At 69.3% G+C, this 14,041-nt stretch carries 10 protein-coding genes and 3 pseudogenes; 5 read left to right on the top strand and 8 right to left on the bottom strand.

Annotation, left to right across the window (positions count from 1 at the left end; translation table 11 throughout):
* Nucleotides 1-61: 61 nt before the first annotated feature.
* Nucleotides 62-478, top strand: a pseudogene (locus ACTWJ9_RS15670) (N-6 DNA methylase); the annotation flags it as partial.
* 58 nt (nucleotides 479-536) lie between these two features.
* The gene (locus ACTWJ9_RS15665) at nucleotides 537-1,601 is read left to right on the top strand and encodes a restriction endonuclease subunit S (RefSeq protein ID WP_279334848.1); all 1,065 of its coding nucleotides are present in this window, start codon (nucleotides 537-539) and stop codon (nucleotides 1,599-1,601) included.
* A gap of 2 nt (nucleotides 1,602-1,603) precedes the next feature.
* Here ACTWJ9_RS15665 and ACTWJ9_RS15660 read toward each other — a convergent pair.
* The 6 genes and pseudogenes from ACTWJ9_RS15660 to ACTWJ9_RS15635 all read right to left on the bottom strand — a co-directional run.
* Nucleotides 1,604-1,744, bottom strand: a pseudogene (locus ACTWJ9_RS15660) (IS256 family transposase); the annotation flags it as partial.
* Between the two features lie 448 nt (nucleotides 1,745-2,192).
* Nucleotides 2,193-2,795, bottom strand: a complete 603-nt coding sequence (locus tag ACTWJ9_RS15655; protein WP_279334847.1) for a hypothetical protein — start codon at nucleotides 2,793-2,795, stop codon at nucleotides 2,193-2,195.
* Nucleotides 2,796-3,367: 572 nt separating this feature from the next.
* Nucleotides 3,368-4,204 (bottom strand): annotated as a pseudogene (locus tag ACTWJ9_RS15650) (RNA-guided endonuclease InsQ/TnpB family protein); the annotation flags it as partial.
* Nucleotides 4,205-5,535: 1,331 nt separating this feature from the next.
* The gene (locus ACTWJ9_RS15645; RefSeq protein WP_279334846.1) at nucleotides 5,536-6,084 is read right to left on the bottom strand and encodes a hypothetical protein; all 549 of its coding nucleotides are present in this window, start codon (nucleotides 6,082-6,084) and stop codon (nucleotides 5,536-5,538) included.
* 509 nt (nucleotides 6,085-6,593) lie between these two features.
* Nucleotides 6,594-7,040, bottom strand: coding sequence for a hypothetical protein (locus ACTWJ9_RS15640; protein ID WP_388704072.1), 447 nt, complete (start codon nucleotides 7,038-7,040; stop codon nucleotides 6,594-6,596).
* 611 nt (nucleotides 7,041-7,651) lie between these two features.
* Complete coding sequence (locus ACTWJ9_RS15635) at nucleotides 7,652-7,999, bottom strand: zf-HC2 domain-containing protein (RefSeq protein ID WP_279331636.1); 348 nt, start codon at nucleotides 7,997-7,999, stop codon at nucleotides 7,652-7,654.
* Nucleotides 8,000-8,760: 761 nt separating this feature from the next.
* Between ACTWJ9_RS15635 and ACTWJ9_RS15630 the strand changes: the two genes are divergently transcribed.
* Nucleotides 8,761-9,054, top strand: coding sequence for an AbrB/MazE/SpoVT family DNA-binding domain-containing protein (locus ACTWJ9_RS15630; protein ID WP_387038974.1), 294 nt, complete (start codon nucleotides 8,761-8,763; stop codon nucleotides 9,052-9,054).
* A gap of 471 nt (nucleotides 9,055-9,525) precedes the next feature.
* Entirely contained in the window at nucleotides 9,526-9,753 is a 228-nt protein-coding gene (locus ACTWJ9_RS15625; protein WP_279334843.1) for a CHAT domain-containing protein, read from the top strand.
* 326 nt (nucleotides 9,754-10,079) lie between these two features.
* Here the strand turns inward: ACTWJ9_RS15625 and ACTWJ9_RS15620 are convergent, their stop codons facing one another.
* Nucleotides 10,080-11,120 carry an MBL fold metallo-hydrolase gene (locus ACTWJ9_RS15620; protein WP_387038971.1) on the bottom strand — a complete coding sequence of 347 codons (1,041 nt, stop codon included), beginning with the start codon at nucleotides 11,118-11,120 and terminating at the stop codon, nucleotides 10,080-10,082.
* 83 nt (nucleotides 11,121-11,203) lie between these two features.
* Nucleotides 11,204-12,133 carry a serine hydrolase gene (locus tag ACTWJ9_RS15615; protein WP_387038969.1) on the bottom strand — a complete coding sequence of 310 codons (930 nt, stop codon included), beginning with the start codon at nucleotides 12,131-12,133 and terminating at the stop codon, nucleotides 11,204-11,206.
* Nucleotides 12,134-12,293: 160 nt separating this feature from the next.
* Between ACTWJ9_RS15615 and ACTWJ9_RS15610 the strand changes: the two genes are divergently transcribed.
* A complete protein-coding gene (locus ACTWJ9_RS15610; RefSeq protein WP_387038977.1) occupies nucleotides 12,294-13,253 on the top strand; it encodes a LysR family transcriptional regulator in 960 nt (319 codons plus the stop codon).
* The last annotated feature ends 788 nt before the right edge of the window (nucleotides 13,254-14,041 follow it).

Here is a 14,041-nt window from a genome sequence, read left to right as displayed (position 1 = left end):
GGCAGGGTGACGGTGAGGTGAGTCCTCTGCGTACCGGCACATCGGAGACGCACGCGGGACCGTGTACGGCGAGACTCTCGACGGTCGGCTGCAGGCGGTCGCGAGTCCGTACCTTCTCCACCTCGGCGTGCGGCCGAAGCTGACCAGCGCCCGGTCCGGCCGATGGCCGCCGCACCACGAGCACGGCGCTGACGTCGTGCTGACGAACCCTCCGTCCAATATGAGCGACGTGCCTGGCCCCGGGCGCCGTACGGGAGACCGGCCGTACGGACCACCACCCCAGGGCAATGACGATTTCGCCTGGGTGCAGTACGTCCTCGGTGCGCTGGTACCCGGCAGTCGCGCAGTGATGGTCATGCCGGTGAAGGCGGGCAACTCGGTGAACATCGCCGAGCGCGGGATCCGCCGCGCCCTGGTCCGCAGGGGGGCCGTGGAATGCGTCATCACGCTGCCGTCGTATCTGTTCTCCGCGACACCCGTGCCGGTTTCCTCCGTGGGTGCCGCGACGCGCCGAGCATCCGGTGCGAGAAGACATCTTGTTCGTCGATGCCCAGGAGCTGGGGGTGAAAGGCCGGCGTCGGCGCGTGCTGCGGGACACGGATCGCGACGCGATCACGGCTGTGGTCCGCCCGTGGCTCGACGGAGAGCAGTGCCCGGACGGTGAGGAGTACGCGGTGCGTGCTCTCGACCGGGGCTTCTCGGCTGTCGTCGCGGCACGTGCGGAAGTCCTTGGCGAGGAGTGTTCGCTGCGCCCCGCCGATTACCTGGGGGGCGGGAATTACGGCGCTGCTCCCGTTGCGGCCCAGCTGCGCGAAGCCAGTGATGCGGCGGCAAGGAATACGGACATGCTTCGCCTGCCGGAGCAGCGGGCGGTGGGAACGAACAGCGGCTACCGCACGGGTCCGGGGCCCAGCGACTGGAACGAGGCAGTTCTCGAGGACCTGTGCGAGATCCAGGCCGGTCCGTCGTACACCCGCATTCCAGCGGGGGAACGCACAGCGGACGTCGGTGTTCCGCTCGTCTTCCCGCAGGACCTCGCCGGAGGGAAGATCGCGGACGAACCCCGGGACCGCGTGTCGTGGAGGACGGCTGAGCGCTTCAAGAAGTTCGAGCTGCTCCCGAACGACATCGTCTGCGTGCGCACGGGTGCGCAGCAACAACCCGCGCTGGTCTCCGGCCCGCAGACCGGATGGCTGCTCAGCTCGAACGTGACGCGTCTGCGGGTGCGCGCGGATGCCGGTATCGATCCTCTGTACCTCCACGCCTACCTGGGCCTTCGGCACGCGCGCGAGTGGATGTCCCACCGCGCCGCAGCCACGGCGGCCCCCTCACTGAGCTCTGCGGCTCTGGGCCACCTTCCCGTGCGCTATCCGACGATCGGGCAGCAGCGGCGGTGCGTGGACCTCCTCGGCGAACTCGGTCGACGCGTCGATGCCTACGCCTCATACGTCGCGGCCCTTGGCCGGCCAAGGACGCCGTTGACATCCGTTCTTCGAGGCGGCGGAACCCCTGAAAGCGTCCGAAGTCTGGACGGCGAGCTGACGTGCGGGCCTGCGGGAGGCTTGGTCATGTCCCTGGGGGGTGTAAAGGCGCCGGGTTGATCTTCGTCGGGACAGATCTTGTCCATGCTGCCTTCGGGGAGGTGGCGGCGGGGGAAGGCGGTCCATTCGTCGTGCATCTCGATGAGGACGGCGGTGGTGAGGCGTTCGAGAGCGTCGGGGTTGGGGAAAACCTGGACGATGTCGACCACGAACGGGTGAGGCTTGGTGTGTCGGTGCCGCGGGCCGGCCGCGTCGGCGGCCGGTCGGCCGGCCGGTCGCGCGGTGCTGATGAGCGGGCGATCTGGCCGGGCGGATGGTGGAGGAGTGAGGGCACATCGAAGCTCCGTTGCGTGCTGGGAGGCTTGGGAAGGCCGCCGGCATGACGGAGCTTGGTTGCGTGCGGTCGTGTACCCAGCCGGCGTCGTCACCCCGCCGTGACCTGCACGCCTGCAGGGTCGCTCCGACTTCTTCGGGGCCGTTTCGAGTGCGTCGGTGTGGTGGGGCTGGGCTGGCAGGGCGTTGCTGTCCGGTTTTACGATGGGGTGCCCGGGCGGGTGTGAAAGCGTGGGTTCGGGGTGGGATGCTGCAAAGGGACCCCGGCCCGATTCCAGCGGGCCGGGGTCCTTGTGTGGTGCCGGGGTGGCGGTTGGGTCAGCGTCCGCCGTGTCCACCGAATCCGTTGTTTCCGCCGAATCCTTCGTTCCCGCCGTGTCCGCCGAAGTGGTGGCCGATGACCCGGAAGCTGCCCACCACTCCGTTTTCGACGAAGATGCCGTCCTCGACGGGGCAGGGGACCACGCCGTTGCTGGAGCTGTGCGGTCCGACGGTGGCGATGGGGGCGCCGTTGTCGCAGGTGGCTCCGCGGAAGACCTCGACGCTCCTCCGGCTGTCGTTGCGGATGTTCAGGCTGCGGGAGCCCAGGCCGCTCACGACGGTGATGCAGTCGCCCGGGGCGGCCGAGTAGGAACGCTCGTTGATGTGGATCCGGCCTTCGAAGCCCCGGTCTCCGAAGCCTCGGTCTTCGAAGCCCCGGCCTTCGTTGCCCCGGCCTTCGTTGCCCTTGCCGGATTCGCCGCCCAGGGGGGCCATGGCGGGGACGGCCGCCTGCTGGATCATGGGGGCGGCTGCCTGCTGGACCGCGGGGGCGGCCTGGGTCGGCCCGTAGGCGGACGCCGAGGCGTAGGTGATACCGGTGACGGCCAGGCCCGCGGCAACCGCGACGGCCGCGGTGACTACGGTGGGACGGGTATTCATCACGCGCTTCTCCTGATCTCGGGGGATCGGCCGGCCAGCCGACTCGTGATGAACGTACTGACCGGTTCTTATGTCTGTCATATCGGGACATGGGGGAAAGCCGGCAGATTGACTCCGATCAGGTCACAGGGGGTGCTCTTATGCCGTGTCATGGCGTGCTGACGTGTAATCAGATCTCTTTTTCTGTAGTGGACTTGATGCGCCGATACGCCGTCCGGGGGGCTTTTCCGACACTTGCTCACCCTCGGTCGCAGCGTGTCGTTCGTTGACAGATCAGGTCAGACCGGTATTCCCGGTGTGCTGCCGGGTGACGGACGGGGCGCTCGAGCGCGTGGGCGGGCCCGTGACGTGACGTGTTGCCGTCCGCAGGGTGACGTTCCCCCTGGTCACGGACAACGGGTGGTGACGCTGCGGGGGCGAGGTTTTGCGTCGTCAGTTCCCTGGTTTCGAGCGGGGGTGGCGTACCCGTGGACGGGGTGCTTGCGCAGACGGGTGTGGTTGTACTCGACCTCGATGAAGCGGAAGACGCCGGCTCGGACAGTCTCAGAGCTCTTGACGTGCTCCCTGGCCTGAGGTCCAGGGATTCCGGCCTGGCTCGTCCGACCCTTCCGGGGGGCTTCCTGCTTCACCGCGCTGTGCGGGCACGGGTGCCCGTCTGACCGGCGCTCCACAGGCGTTTGGTGTCTCCGCCCGTCCGGCGGCGACGATCCGGCGTCCCTCGACCAGGACGTTGCGGGCCGCGTTGTGGTCGCGGTCGTGCACCGTCCCGCACGCCCCGCACGCCCACTCCCGGACGTGCAGCGGCTTGGGCCCGTCCCGGAATCCGCAGGCCGAGCAGACTTGGGAGGACGGGAAAGCCCGGCCCACCCTGGCGAAGGTGCGGCCCTGCCGGGCCGCCTTGTACTGCAGCATCCGGGTGAACGCGGACCATCCCGCGTCGTGCACCGACTTGGCCAGCCGGGTGCGGCCGAGGCCGGACACCGCGAGGTCCTCCACATACACCGCTTGGTTGTCGCGGATGATCCGGGTGGAGGCCTGGTGGTGAGGCGGATCGACTGCCGGGTGTCCTTCTTCGACTTGTAGCGGGGCGGCCCGGCCTTGCGGCCCCGCCGCTTACCGGTGAGCGAGTCGAAGAAGTTCTGGTAGGCGGCATCGAGGTCCCGCAGGGACTGCTGCAGGACGACCGCGGAGACGTCGGCGAGCCAGGTGCGTTCCCCGGTGCGCTTGGCCTGCGTGATGCGCAGCCGGGACAGCTCGGCCGACGTCACGTACGGCAGCCTGGCCGCGTGCGCTTCCTTGCGGTCGCGCAGGCAGTCGTTCCACACCACCCGGGCGCACCCGAAGGCACGCGCCAGCGCATGGCGCTGGGCGGCGTCGGGGTAGGCGCGGTAGTTGTAGCGAAGCTGCACAAACCGTGACGCTACTGCGATTCCATCTCATCAAGGAGCGGAACGACCAAAAGGCTGACAGGCACGTTGTACCGGCGTCTCCCTCTGGGTAACAGCCGCAAAGGCGTCTCCACGGTGCACGTCAGAGCAGTCACGAGATGCATTCATCCCCGGCGTGAACCCCGGGACTTTCTGCGAGGAACCCGGTAAGCGCTGTCCCGTGATCCCGCGAAGCTGAGGGTCATGCCGTGTCCGGACCGGTGCCGATGGCACCGGCCGAGCGAAGCGAATGTCCGAGGTCTCCGGTGAGGATGCGGGGGTGGCGCCACCCCCGCATGTCGGGGCCGGGCAACCTGTGGAACTGGTCGAGTGCTTGGCCGTCGTCGACGGTCGCGGCCTTGTACCGGTCGTCCAGAGCTTTGATCTGCGGGATCCAGAGCTGGACGACGTGTTCGTCCAGCGGGAGCCACGCCTCATGCAGCCAGTTTCGGCAGTTTGATCAGAAACGGTTCGGGTTCCGGGGCGTCGGACGGGTGTGAGCGACCTGGCGGGGGACGCGCGGCATCTGTCGCCGTCGGCGCAGGAGGCCCTGCGGCTGAGGGCGGTGGCCGCGTCGGTGGCGGGGCGGGGCTGTGAGGACGTGACAGCGGCCTTCGGTGTGTCGCTGAAGGCGGTCGACGCGCGGGTGTCGGGCCCGGCCGGATCGTACTCGAGGAGGTCGGCCAGGCCGCCGGGGCAGGTGTCCTTGATGACTCGGTGGGTGGTCGCACCACTGGAGGGGGTACGTACGGCCGGGGCCACCGTGGTGCGGGCGCCGAGTCGGGCCAGGACGTCCTGCGGGGCCTTTGTCGCCGCCCACCGATCGCCGTGAACGTCTTCGCTCCGGTGACGACGGCGGAGCACGCGATCAGCAGGACTACCACGAACGGGTGAGGCTTGGTGTGTCTGTGCCGCGGGCCGGCCGCGTCGGCGGCCGGTCGCGCGGTGCTGATGAGCGGGCGATCTGGCCGGGCGGATGGTGGAGGAGTGAGGGCACATCGAAGCTCCGTTGCGTGCGGGGGGCTTGGGAAGGCCGCCTGCACGACGGAGCTTCGTTGCGTACGGTCGTGTACCCAGCCGGCGTCGTCACCCCGCCGTGACCTGCGCGCCTGCAGGGTCGCTCCGACTTCTTCGGGGCCGTTTCGAGTGCGTCGGTGTGGTGGGGCTGGGCTGGCAGGGCGTTGCTGTCCGGTTTTACGATGGGGTGCCCGGGCGGGTGTGAAAGCGTGGGTTCGGGGTGGGATGCTGCAAAGGGACCCCGGCCCGATTCCAGCGGGCCGGGGTCCTTGTGTGGTGCCGGGGTGGCGGTTGGGTCAGCGTCCGCCGTGTCCACCGAAGTGGTGGCCGATGACCCGGAAGCTGCCCACCACTCCGTTCTTGACGAAGACGCTGTCCTTGACCCGGCGGGGGTGCACGCCGTCGCTGGAGCTGTGCGGTCCGACGGTGGCGATGGGGGCGCCGTTGTCGCAGGTGGCTCCGCGGAAGACCTCGACGGTCCTCTTGCTGTCGTTGCGGATGTTCAGGCTGCGGGAGCCCAGGCCGCTCACGACGGTGATGCAGTCGCCCGGGTGGGCCGAGTAGGAACGCTCGTTGATGTGGATCCGGCCTTCGAAGCCCCGGTCTCCGTGGTCCTTGCCTTCGTAGTCCTTGCCTTCGTAGTCCCGGTCCTCGTTGTCCTTGCCTTCGTTGCCCTTGCCGGAGTCGCCGCCCAGGGGGGCCGCAGCGGGGGCGGCCGCCTGCTGGACCGCGGGGACGGCCTGGGCCGGCTCGTAGGCGGACGCCGAGGCGTAGGTGATACCGGTGGCGGCCAGGGCCGCGGCGGCCGCGACGGCCGCGGTGACGACGGTGGGACGGGTGATCATCACGTGTTTCTCCTGATCTCGGTGGATCGGCCGGGCGGCCGACTTGTGATGAACGTACTGACTGCTCCTCATATCTGTCATATCGGGACATGGGGGAAAGTCGGCAGATTGACTCCGATCAGGTCACAGGGGGTGCTCGTATGCCGTGTCATGGTGTGCTGACGTGTAATCAGATTGCTTTTTCTGTAGTGGACTTGATGCGCCGATACGCCGTCCGGGGGACTTTTCCGACACTTGCTCACCCTCGGTCGCAGCGTGTCGTTCGTTGACATATCAGGTCAGACCGGTATTCCCGTCGTACTGCCGGGTGACGGACGGGACGCTCGAGCGCGTGGGCGGGCCCGTGACGTGCCGTGTTGCCGTCCGCAGGGTGACGTTCCTGCAGAACGTCTCGATGAAGGCGAAGACCTGACGTTGGCCTCAGGCGGGCATCACTGTGCACCTGAGGCCGGTCGGCGGGTCCGTGCGAGCGTCCTGGAGACGTGTCCGCCGCCCGTAGCGGGCTCTGTTCATGGTGATGTGGGCGGCTCGTCCGGCGGACCGGAACCTGGGTCATCGGGCCGGAGGCCGGGTGTCATCGACCTCGCCTCCTGGGCGAGGTGGCCCGGCCGTACCGGGGCGGGCCCGCTCAGAGCCACGGCGGCCATGACGACGATGATGCCCTGGATGACCAACGAGCAGACGCCCAGGGGTTCCAGCCAGTTGCCGTAGTCGGCCTCGTCGGTGGGGATGGGAGTGGCACGGGTGACGATGTAGCCGATGGTGGTCAGCAACGCGGTGAGTCCTCCCACGACCCAGCCCAGCCGCGGTCCGCGGGGCAAGAGGAAGGGCACGTCCGCGTCGGTGGCCTCATAGACGTGGATCCCGGCATCGGCCGGGAGAAGAGCTCCGGCCACAACGCGCGCCCCGCCGTGCTCCGCACGGCCGCGCGGAGTGGAGGCAGGACTGTCCAGCATGATCCATCCCGTGCTCGATTTCTGGTCAACAGGTCCCACGCGCCACCGCGCGAGCAGGCCAGGGACATGATGCCTGTCGCCGCGGGCCGATCGCGGGCACATGGGGTGGCGTGTCCGGTGCCAGGCCCCTTCGTGTTTTTCTGCTCACCCATCCGCCCCCTTCACCGGCATCTGCACCGGTCCGAGCGGAGGGCGTGGACATCCCGCCCTCCACGTCGTCGACGGCGGGCGGCATGCTGTCGTAGACCTCGGCGGGCGGCCGCGGAAGCCGCCCGCCGACCTCCTCACCGAAGCCCTCGGCACCAGACCCACCGCCCTACGCCCGAGCCGGAGCCGACCTTGATCGCCCGGCAGTGCTGCCGGCCGCTCGCAGCGCGTCCTCGGCCACCCGTGAGACAGGGCGACCACCACCGCACCGGGCAGCCCCGACGAGACGGCGGTGCCCGGCGCGGGAGGCCCCGCACCGGGCACACACAGGATCCCCCTGGACGGGTACACCACCAGGGACCGCCGGCGTCCGCCGCGGTCCGCGGTGAACCCCCTCCCCCGGCCCGCCCGGGCGGCACACCGCAAGTACGCCGCCCGGACGGACCCGCCCACGGCCCGGCCGCTCACCTGACACAGGCAAGCCGGCTCACCCACTGGGACAGCGTGAGCGAAGCGGCCGGAGCCCCTCGGGCCGCACCGTGTCGGCGGCGACGATGCCGCGAACCACGGCCGCAGCCGGCCGCCCCGGACGGGGACGACGCCCGCGGCCGGCCCGGGCCGTCCGCCAGGGCCCTGCGAAGACAGGACAGGTGCGCGGCCACGGCCGCGAGACAGTGATGCTCGTCCCGGCACTCGGCACAGGCCGCCAGATGGGCGCGGACCGCGCTCGTCTCACCGGGGTCCAGGACGTTGAGGGCGTGTCCTTCCAGCAGGTCACCGATGATGCGGCAATCCCGGGAGGCAGTGAACATGGCAGGTCCCTTCGTGCAGGGGTGGCGATCACCCCGTCCACGGGGCCGGTGTCCGGCCGGCACAACCGGTACACGGCTCCGTTCCATGACCTCACCATCGCCCGGCAACGGCCCCCCGCGCATCGTCCCCGCGCAGCAATTCCCGGCTACCACGACCGCAGTACCCGACAGCCCCGCCCACGACAGCCCCGCCCACGCCAGGGCCACGACGCGCTCCGCGGCCACGCCGGCACTCACCCGGACACCGCAGGACGAGTGCTGTGCTTGTGTCGCCGTTTCCCTGCTCGGGTCTCGTCGACGCACAGGTCGACCGAGTGGAGTGGTCGCGACTGCACAGGGATGACTGACCTCTGTACTGGTTCGGAAGATCACAGGAAGCCTCATGTGTGAGGCTGACTTTGATCTCCACCGGCGGGCAGCCTGATGCGTGTGCTGCTCCGCCAGGTGCGAGCGCTTCTGCTGGACGTGGGCTGTCACTTGTGTGGCGTGCGGGCTTCTCACGGGGGTGAGGGGTTCAGGGCCTGTCACCGTCTCTGGACAGCACGCCTGGGACCGTTAGCCGGCGCACGCGAACCGTCCGTCATCAGGAGCGGAGCCAAGCCTCGAAACAGGAGCCGGCCCACAGGGGGCGTGTTTGCCTGACTACTGCCAGCGATGGCAGAATGTGGGAAAGTTGGAAAGTCGGAGAGTCGTGATTTGGCTAAATCCTGGGTAGCCTGGGTAGCGAAGGAGACATGGAAGGTGAGAGTGGGAGGTCATCCATGGCTGCGGCTACATTCCAGGCCAGCGTGCGTGACAAGGGGCAGTTGACGCTGCCCGCAGGCGTGCGCGAGGCGCTGGGGGTCTCCCCGGGTGACGAGATCGAGTTCGAGATCAACGACGCCGGCGTCGTCGAGGTTCACGGACTGAGGAAGATCCGCACCGACCAGGCATGGTTCTGGACGGAGCGGTGGCAGGCCGGTGAGCGCGAGGCCAGCGAGGACATCGCGGCTGGGCGCACGACCCGCCACGAGGACGTGGACGACATGTTCGCGCACCTCGACAAGGAGAGCTGACCTCGACCCCCTGGGAGGCCCATTGCCGACTTTCGCGACGACTGCCCGCTTCGACCGCGACTTCAAGAAGCTCCTTCCGCAGGAGCGAGAGAGGTTCGCGGACACCGTCCGGAACAAGTTCGTACCGGACGGTGCGACGGGGCAGTTTCGGCCCGGCCTCCGGATCAAGCCGGTTCAGGGAGTCAGGCTCCCTGACGGAGAGCGCCCGGTCATGGAAATGACCTGGGCTCCCGACGGGCGTGCCACCTGGCAGTACGGAGATGAACTCCGCGAAGGTGAGCCGCACGTCATCTGGCGCCGGGTCGGTGGACACGAGATCTTCGATCCCGGGCCCGCCTGAGGAGCCGGGAGCGGCCCACGCGTGCATCAGTGGGCCGCTCCCTGTCATCCCGCTGAGGTTCGTGTCCGACTCGGCCGGCCCGGCGGTTGCATGGGTTGACACCCGTGTGACTGTGATCGCGTATCTCCATCATGTCGGCACGCGAGTCGGTGGTGGCCGGCTTCCCCACCGCGGTCGGCACCCTGTGGAAGATCGACAGCACCCACGCGAACCACATGACCCGCGACTTCTACCGTCGTGCAACAGCCACCGACACCCCCAGCGCCGCCTCCGCCCTGCACGACAGGGTCCGACAACTGCGCCGCCGCATCCCCGACCGCCCGCACATCTGGGCGGCGTATGTCCACGCGGGGACGTAGAGGGCACACCGCCCTCAAAAACGAACCCCAGGCCGCTGACGTGGGGGTTTTCGTGGAGCGGGTGACGAGAATCGAACTCGCGCTCTCAGCTTGGGAAACGATGGCGCTTCCAGGGGTTCAGTGGTTCTGACCTGCCCCTATGTCTCTTCTTGGTGCGGTCGCTCAAGCCGATCGCGCCGCTGTTGACCGTGGTTGTCCGCTCTTACGGGCACGCTGTGGGCACGGCGCCGCGAAGTTGAGGAGCACGGTGTCGGTGTGGTCCTCACCGTGCTCGGAGCATCTCGGCTCGCAGACCGGCTGAGCGGTGCCGTTGCAACGGTACGCATTCATGGCGTACCGGCCTGCTGTTCCCCTGCGGGGCGCATGTCGCTGTCGTACACGGTCCGGTAGTCCGGGAGGACAACTCGCGCTGCCGGGGACACCTTCTCGACCTGGGTGAGAAACGCGTCCAGATCCATCGCCGGGTCCCGTACGGGTGAACTACTCAGAGGCACTTCGAAGTTGTCCCAGTGGACGGGTACGACGACGCCGGGAGTGTCCAGCGCACGCAGCAGTCGGGGCACGTAGCGGGGAGTGACCGTGCTGGAGGGCACGGCGATCATCGCGAGGTCGGGGCACAGGCCACGCACTGCCCGCTCGGAGAAGTCACTGGCTCCCATGAGGAACGCCGACGGGCCGCCGACCCCGGCGGTCACCTGGAAGGCGAGGGTGTCGCCCTCGGGCAGGTCCGCGATGGTGCTCGGGACCGTCGTGGGCGGGGCGTTCAGCGTGCCCGGGGCGAAGTAGGAGAACTTTTTGTTGCGGCTGTGCAGGCTCGGCACGACCTCGACGGTGATCCCCCCGAAGTCCAGCACCTCGCCGCCCTTCACCACGGAGATCTGTCCCGCGTCCACCCCCAGGGAGACCAGCAGGTGGTACGTGGTCTCGGTGCCGACCACGCGGGCGCCGGTGGTCCTGGCGATGTGAGGCACGTCGGCGAGGTGGTCCCAGTGGGAGTGGCTGACCAGGACGAGTTCGGGGCGGCCGATGTGCGCGTCCACGATCTCCGGCCGGGTCCGCAGGGGGGTCCGCGGGTCGAAAGCCCCGTTGAACAGGCCCGTGGGGAAGCGGGTGAGATACGGATCGAAGAGTACGGTCCGGTCGCCCACGTCGATACGCCAGCCGGCGGTGCCGAGCCAGCGGAACGACACCGAACCGGCGGCTGGGCCACGGCCCCGGCCGCTGTTCCCGGCCGAGGCGGTGGCGGTCGTGGCCGGGATCAACGGGGAGGCCGCGCCGAGCGCGGCACCGCGCAGCACCGTACGACGGTCGAGCCCGCGGTGGGAGGGTACGTCCAACCTGTCCGTGACATGTGTGTTCTGGGTCATGGCGTCAGGAGATCAGGGCGTGAACTCCCTTGTCCAAGACCAGAATTCGGCTTGAGTGATACGCGAACGCATATGTGGCCTGGTCACCGGCTGTTGCCGCTTTCCCGGAGGTAGCCGACCGCGATTCCTGCGGCTCTACCCATCGCGGTGTCCACCGTGGGGCGGGAGGCGGCCAGGTCGTGGGTGCGGGCGAAGACGGCGATCGCGTAGTGCGCGCCGTCGGGGTAGCGGGCGACGCCCGCCTCCATGTGCAGCCCCGGCAGGGTTCCGGTTTTGGCCGCGACCGTGACGTCGTCCGGGAAGCCCGACACCAGACGGTGCCGGAATACTTGGCGTCCCATCAAGTCCCTTACGAACGCGCAGGCTTCTGGCGGACCGGCGGCATTGCTCCAGATGAGCTGGAGCAACCGGGTGATCTCGCGGGGTGTGCTCGCCGTGGTGTGGCGGGGGTCCAGTACGGCCAGCCGTCTCTTGCGGTCATCCGGCAGGGCGGGGTAGCGGACGGCGAACTCGCGCTCGTCGCGCGCTCCGACCTCCGCGAGCATCGACTCCAGCAGGTCGCGCGGGCCGCCCACGATCCGGGTCCGTTCCATCCCGAGTTCCTTCGCGAGCAGTCGTACGGTGTCCAGGCCGATGCGGGCCAGCAACAGGTCGGCCGCCGTGTTGTCGCTGACCGACATCGCGAAGTGGGCCAGGTCGCGCAGTGACAGTTCGACGTCGTCCAGACAGCCGGCGGTGCCCCAGCCGCCGAGCCGGTCGGCCGCGGTCACCCGCACCCGCTCCCGCGGGTCGAGCTGGCCGGCGACAACCTGCCGGGCGAACTCCAGTGCCAGCAGCACCTTGAAGATCGAGGCGATCACGACGGGGGCGTCGGCGCCCACGGCGACTTCATGGGCACCCGGCTCCGCGTCGGCCTCCCCAGCGGCCCCCGCGCGCACGTGAAGGGGGAGGACGTGCAGCTGCCCTTCGGCGCCCGCACCGGTGAAGACCTGCCGGATCCGTTCCTCGATCACTGTTTACCCCTTGCCGTCGATTCGTTCCGATCACCGGATTGTGGTCGGCCTGGCCGGCCAGGTGTTGTCCGGACGATCATGGGAGTCCCCGGTGATGGCGAACACATCATCATGGAGCCCTCTCACCGCGGCCTCGCATACGATCCTGACCGTGGATCTCTTGCGCCACCTGCGTCTTTTCGTCACCGTGGCCGACGAGCTGCACTTCAGCCGGGCCGCCGAGCGGCTGGGCATGGCGCAGCCGCCGCTCAGCCAGGCGATACGTCGGCTGGAGAAGGAGCTCGGTGCAGAGCTGTTCGACCGCTCGCAGCGCGGCGTCCGGTTGAGCGCCGCCGGGGCGGCACTGCTGGAGGAGGCCCACGAACTCCTCGCCCGGGAGGAGAGGCTGCGCGCGCTGGCCCGCCGTGCCACCGACGGTGGCCTCGGCACATTCCGCGCGGGCGTACCGCCCGACACCACGGCCGCCGTGCTGTCCGCACTGCTGACCGCCTGCGCGGAGCACGCTCCGGGGCTCTCCGTCGACCTGCAGGAGGTCACCACCGAGGAGCAGGTGCGGCTGCTCTCCTCCGGAGGGCTGGACGTCGGGCTCGTGCACCACCCCGTCGACGCCACCGAACTGCGACTCGGCCCCGAGATCTTGCTGGACCTGGGCATCGTCCTGCCGCGTACCTCGCCGCTGGTTCAGATGCCGGAGGTGACGCTCGGTGACCTCTCGGGCCACGACCTGGTGCTCTTCCCACGGGCACACGCACCCGGCTGGTACGACAGGATCCTCGACGTGTGCCGCACCGAAGGCTTCGTACCCGGCCGCCTTCGGCATGCGTCCAACCCCGAGTTCCTGCTCGCCCTCGTGACAGCGGGCCGCGGAGTCGCCTTCGATCAGGGGCCGATGGCCCGCAAGGAGCCCCGCGTCGCCTGGCGGCCACTGGCCGACCGACCCCTCACCCTGCGCATCAGCGGCGCCTGGCCCGTCGGCCGCGGAGCCCACCCGGCCGCCCGCCGCTTCGCGGAACTCGCGGCCGACGTCCTGGCCCGCGACCACACGGCAACCTCGAGACGCGAGGGCCTCCCGCGCCTCCCGGACGAGGCCCCCCGCCCGTGGTCGGTGGTCTACGGCTAGGTGTGCTGTTGCGTCGCACGAGGCACTGACGTCCAGAGGATGAGCCAGGTGTGGTGGCGGATCCGTCAGAACGGCACGGCAGGGCGCGGAGCACCACGGAAGACCTGGCGGGTGTGCCATGCGCGGTGGCCGGCCGCGATCGGGCCCGCCCACTGCAGCGGGTTGTGCACGTAGGCCCAGGGGGGCGGGCGTGACGTAGCGGACGGTCTCCGGGGCGTAGTGCCGGTGGGCGTTGTAGGGCGGCCGGGTCTCGGGGGCGACGTCCTGGCCGGGAAAGCGCAGCGGCGTGTAGGCGTCGGCGTCCCGGTTCCAGGCCGTCAAGAAGGCAACCGAGAAGTCTTCCGGCACGAATCCGGCACGCGGCAAGTGATCACCGCGCACGACAACAAGGTCCAGGTCTCTGACCTGGACCTTGAGCATGGAGCGGGTGACGAGAATCGAACTCGCGCTCTCAGCTCGGGAAGCGACGGCGCTTGCGCGGCCGCATGGCTGCTGCCCTGGGAAGATTCGTTGTACTGCGGCAGGTGTGAGGGCCTGCCGGCACCGCTGTTGACCGTGGTTGTCCGCTCTGAAGGGCACGCTGTGGGCACGACGTCGCGGGGTGGACAAGCGCCGTGCTCGTGTCGCCTTCTCCGCGCTTGGGGCTCGTCGACGCGTAGGTCGACTGAGGAGAGTCATCGCGACTGCACATGGATGGCTGACCTCTGTCCTGCTCGGGGTCGTTCCACGGCGTCGGGCTGTGCCTGTCATGCCTCGGCACGGGGCCACCTTGTGCGACCGGAGAGCGG

Origin of the sequence: Streptomyces sp. GDS52 (assembly GCF_052246875.1) — a bacterium.
Taxonomy (GTDB): domain Bacteria; phylum Actinomycetota; class Actinomycetes; order Streptomycetales; family Streptomycetaceae; genus Streptomyces; species Streptomyces cathayae.
This window is presented reverse-complemented; position numbering and strand designations above follow the sequence as displayed.

Excerpts from the sequence above, each read along its gene's own strand:
- ACTWJ9_RS15655 (WP_279334847.1), bottom strand. The coding sequence starts at position 2,795 with ATGAATACCCGTCCCACCGTAGTCACCGCGGCCGTCGCGGTTGCCGCG.
- ACTWJ9_RS15645 (WP_279334846.1), bottom strand. The coding sequence starts at position 6,084 with ATGATCACCCGTCCCACCGTCGTCACCGCGGCCGTCGCGGCCGCCGCG.
- ACTWJ9_RS15640 (WP_388704072.1), bottom strand. The coding sequence starts at position 7,040 with ATGCTGGACAGTCCTGCCTCCACTCCGCGCGGCCGTGCGGAGCACGGC.
- ACTWJ9_RS15635 (WP_279331636.1), bottom strand. The coding sequence starts at position 7,999 with ATGTTCACTGCCTCCCGGGATTGCCGCATCATCGGTGACCTGCTGGAA.
- ACTWJ9_RS15630 (WP_387038974.1), top strand. The coding sequence starts at position 8,761 with ATGGCTGCGGCTACATTCCAGGCCAGCGTGCGTGACAAGGGGCAGTTG.
- ACTWJ9_RS15625 (WP_279334843.1), top strand. The coding sequence starts at position 9,526 with ATGTCGGCACGCGAGTCGGTGGTGGCCGGCTTCCCCACCGCGGTCGGC.
- ACTWJ9_RS15620 (WP_387038971.1), bottom strand. The coding sequence starts at position 11,120 with ATGACCCAGAACACACATGTCACGGACAGGTTGGACGTACCCTCCCAC.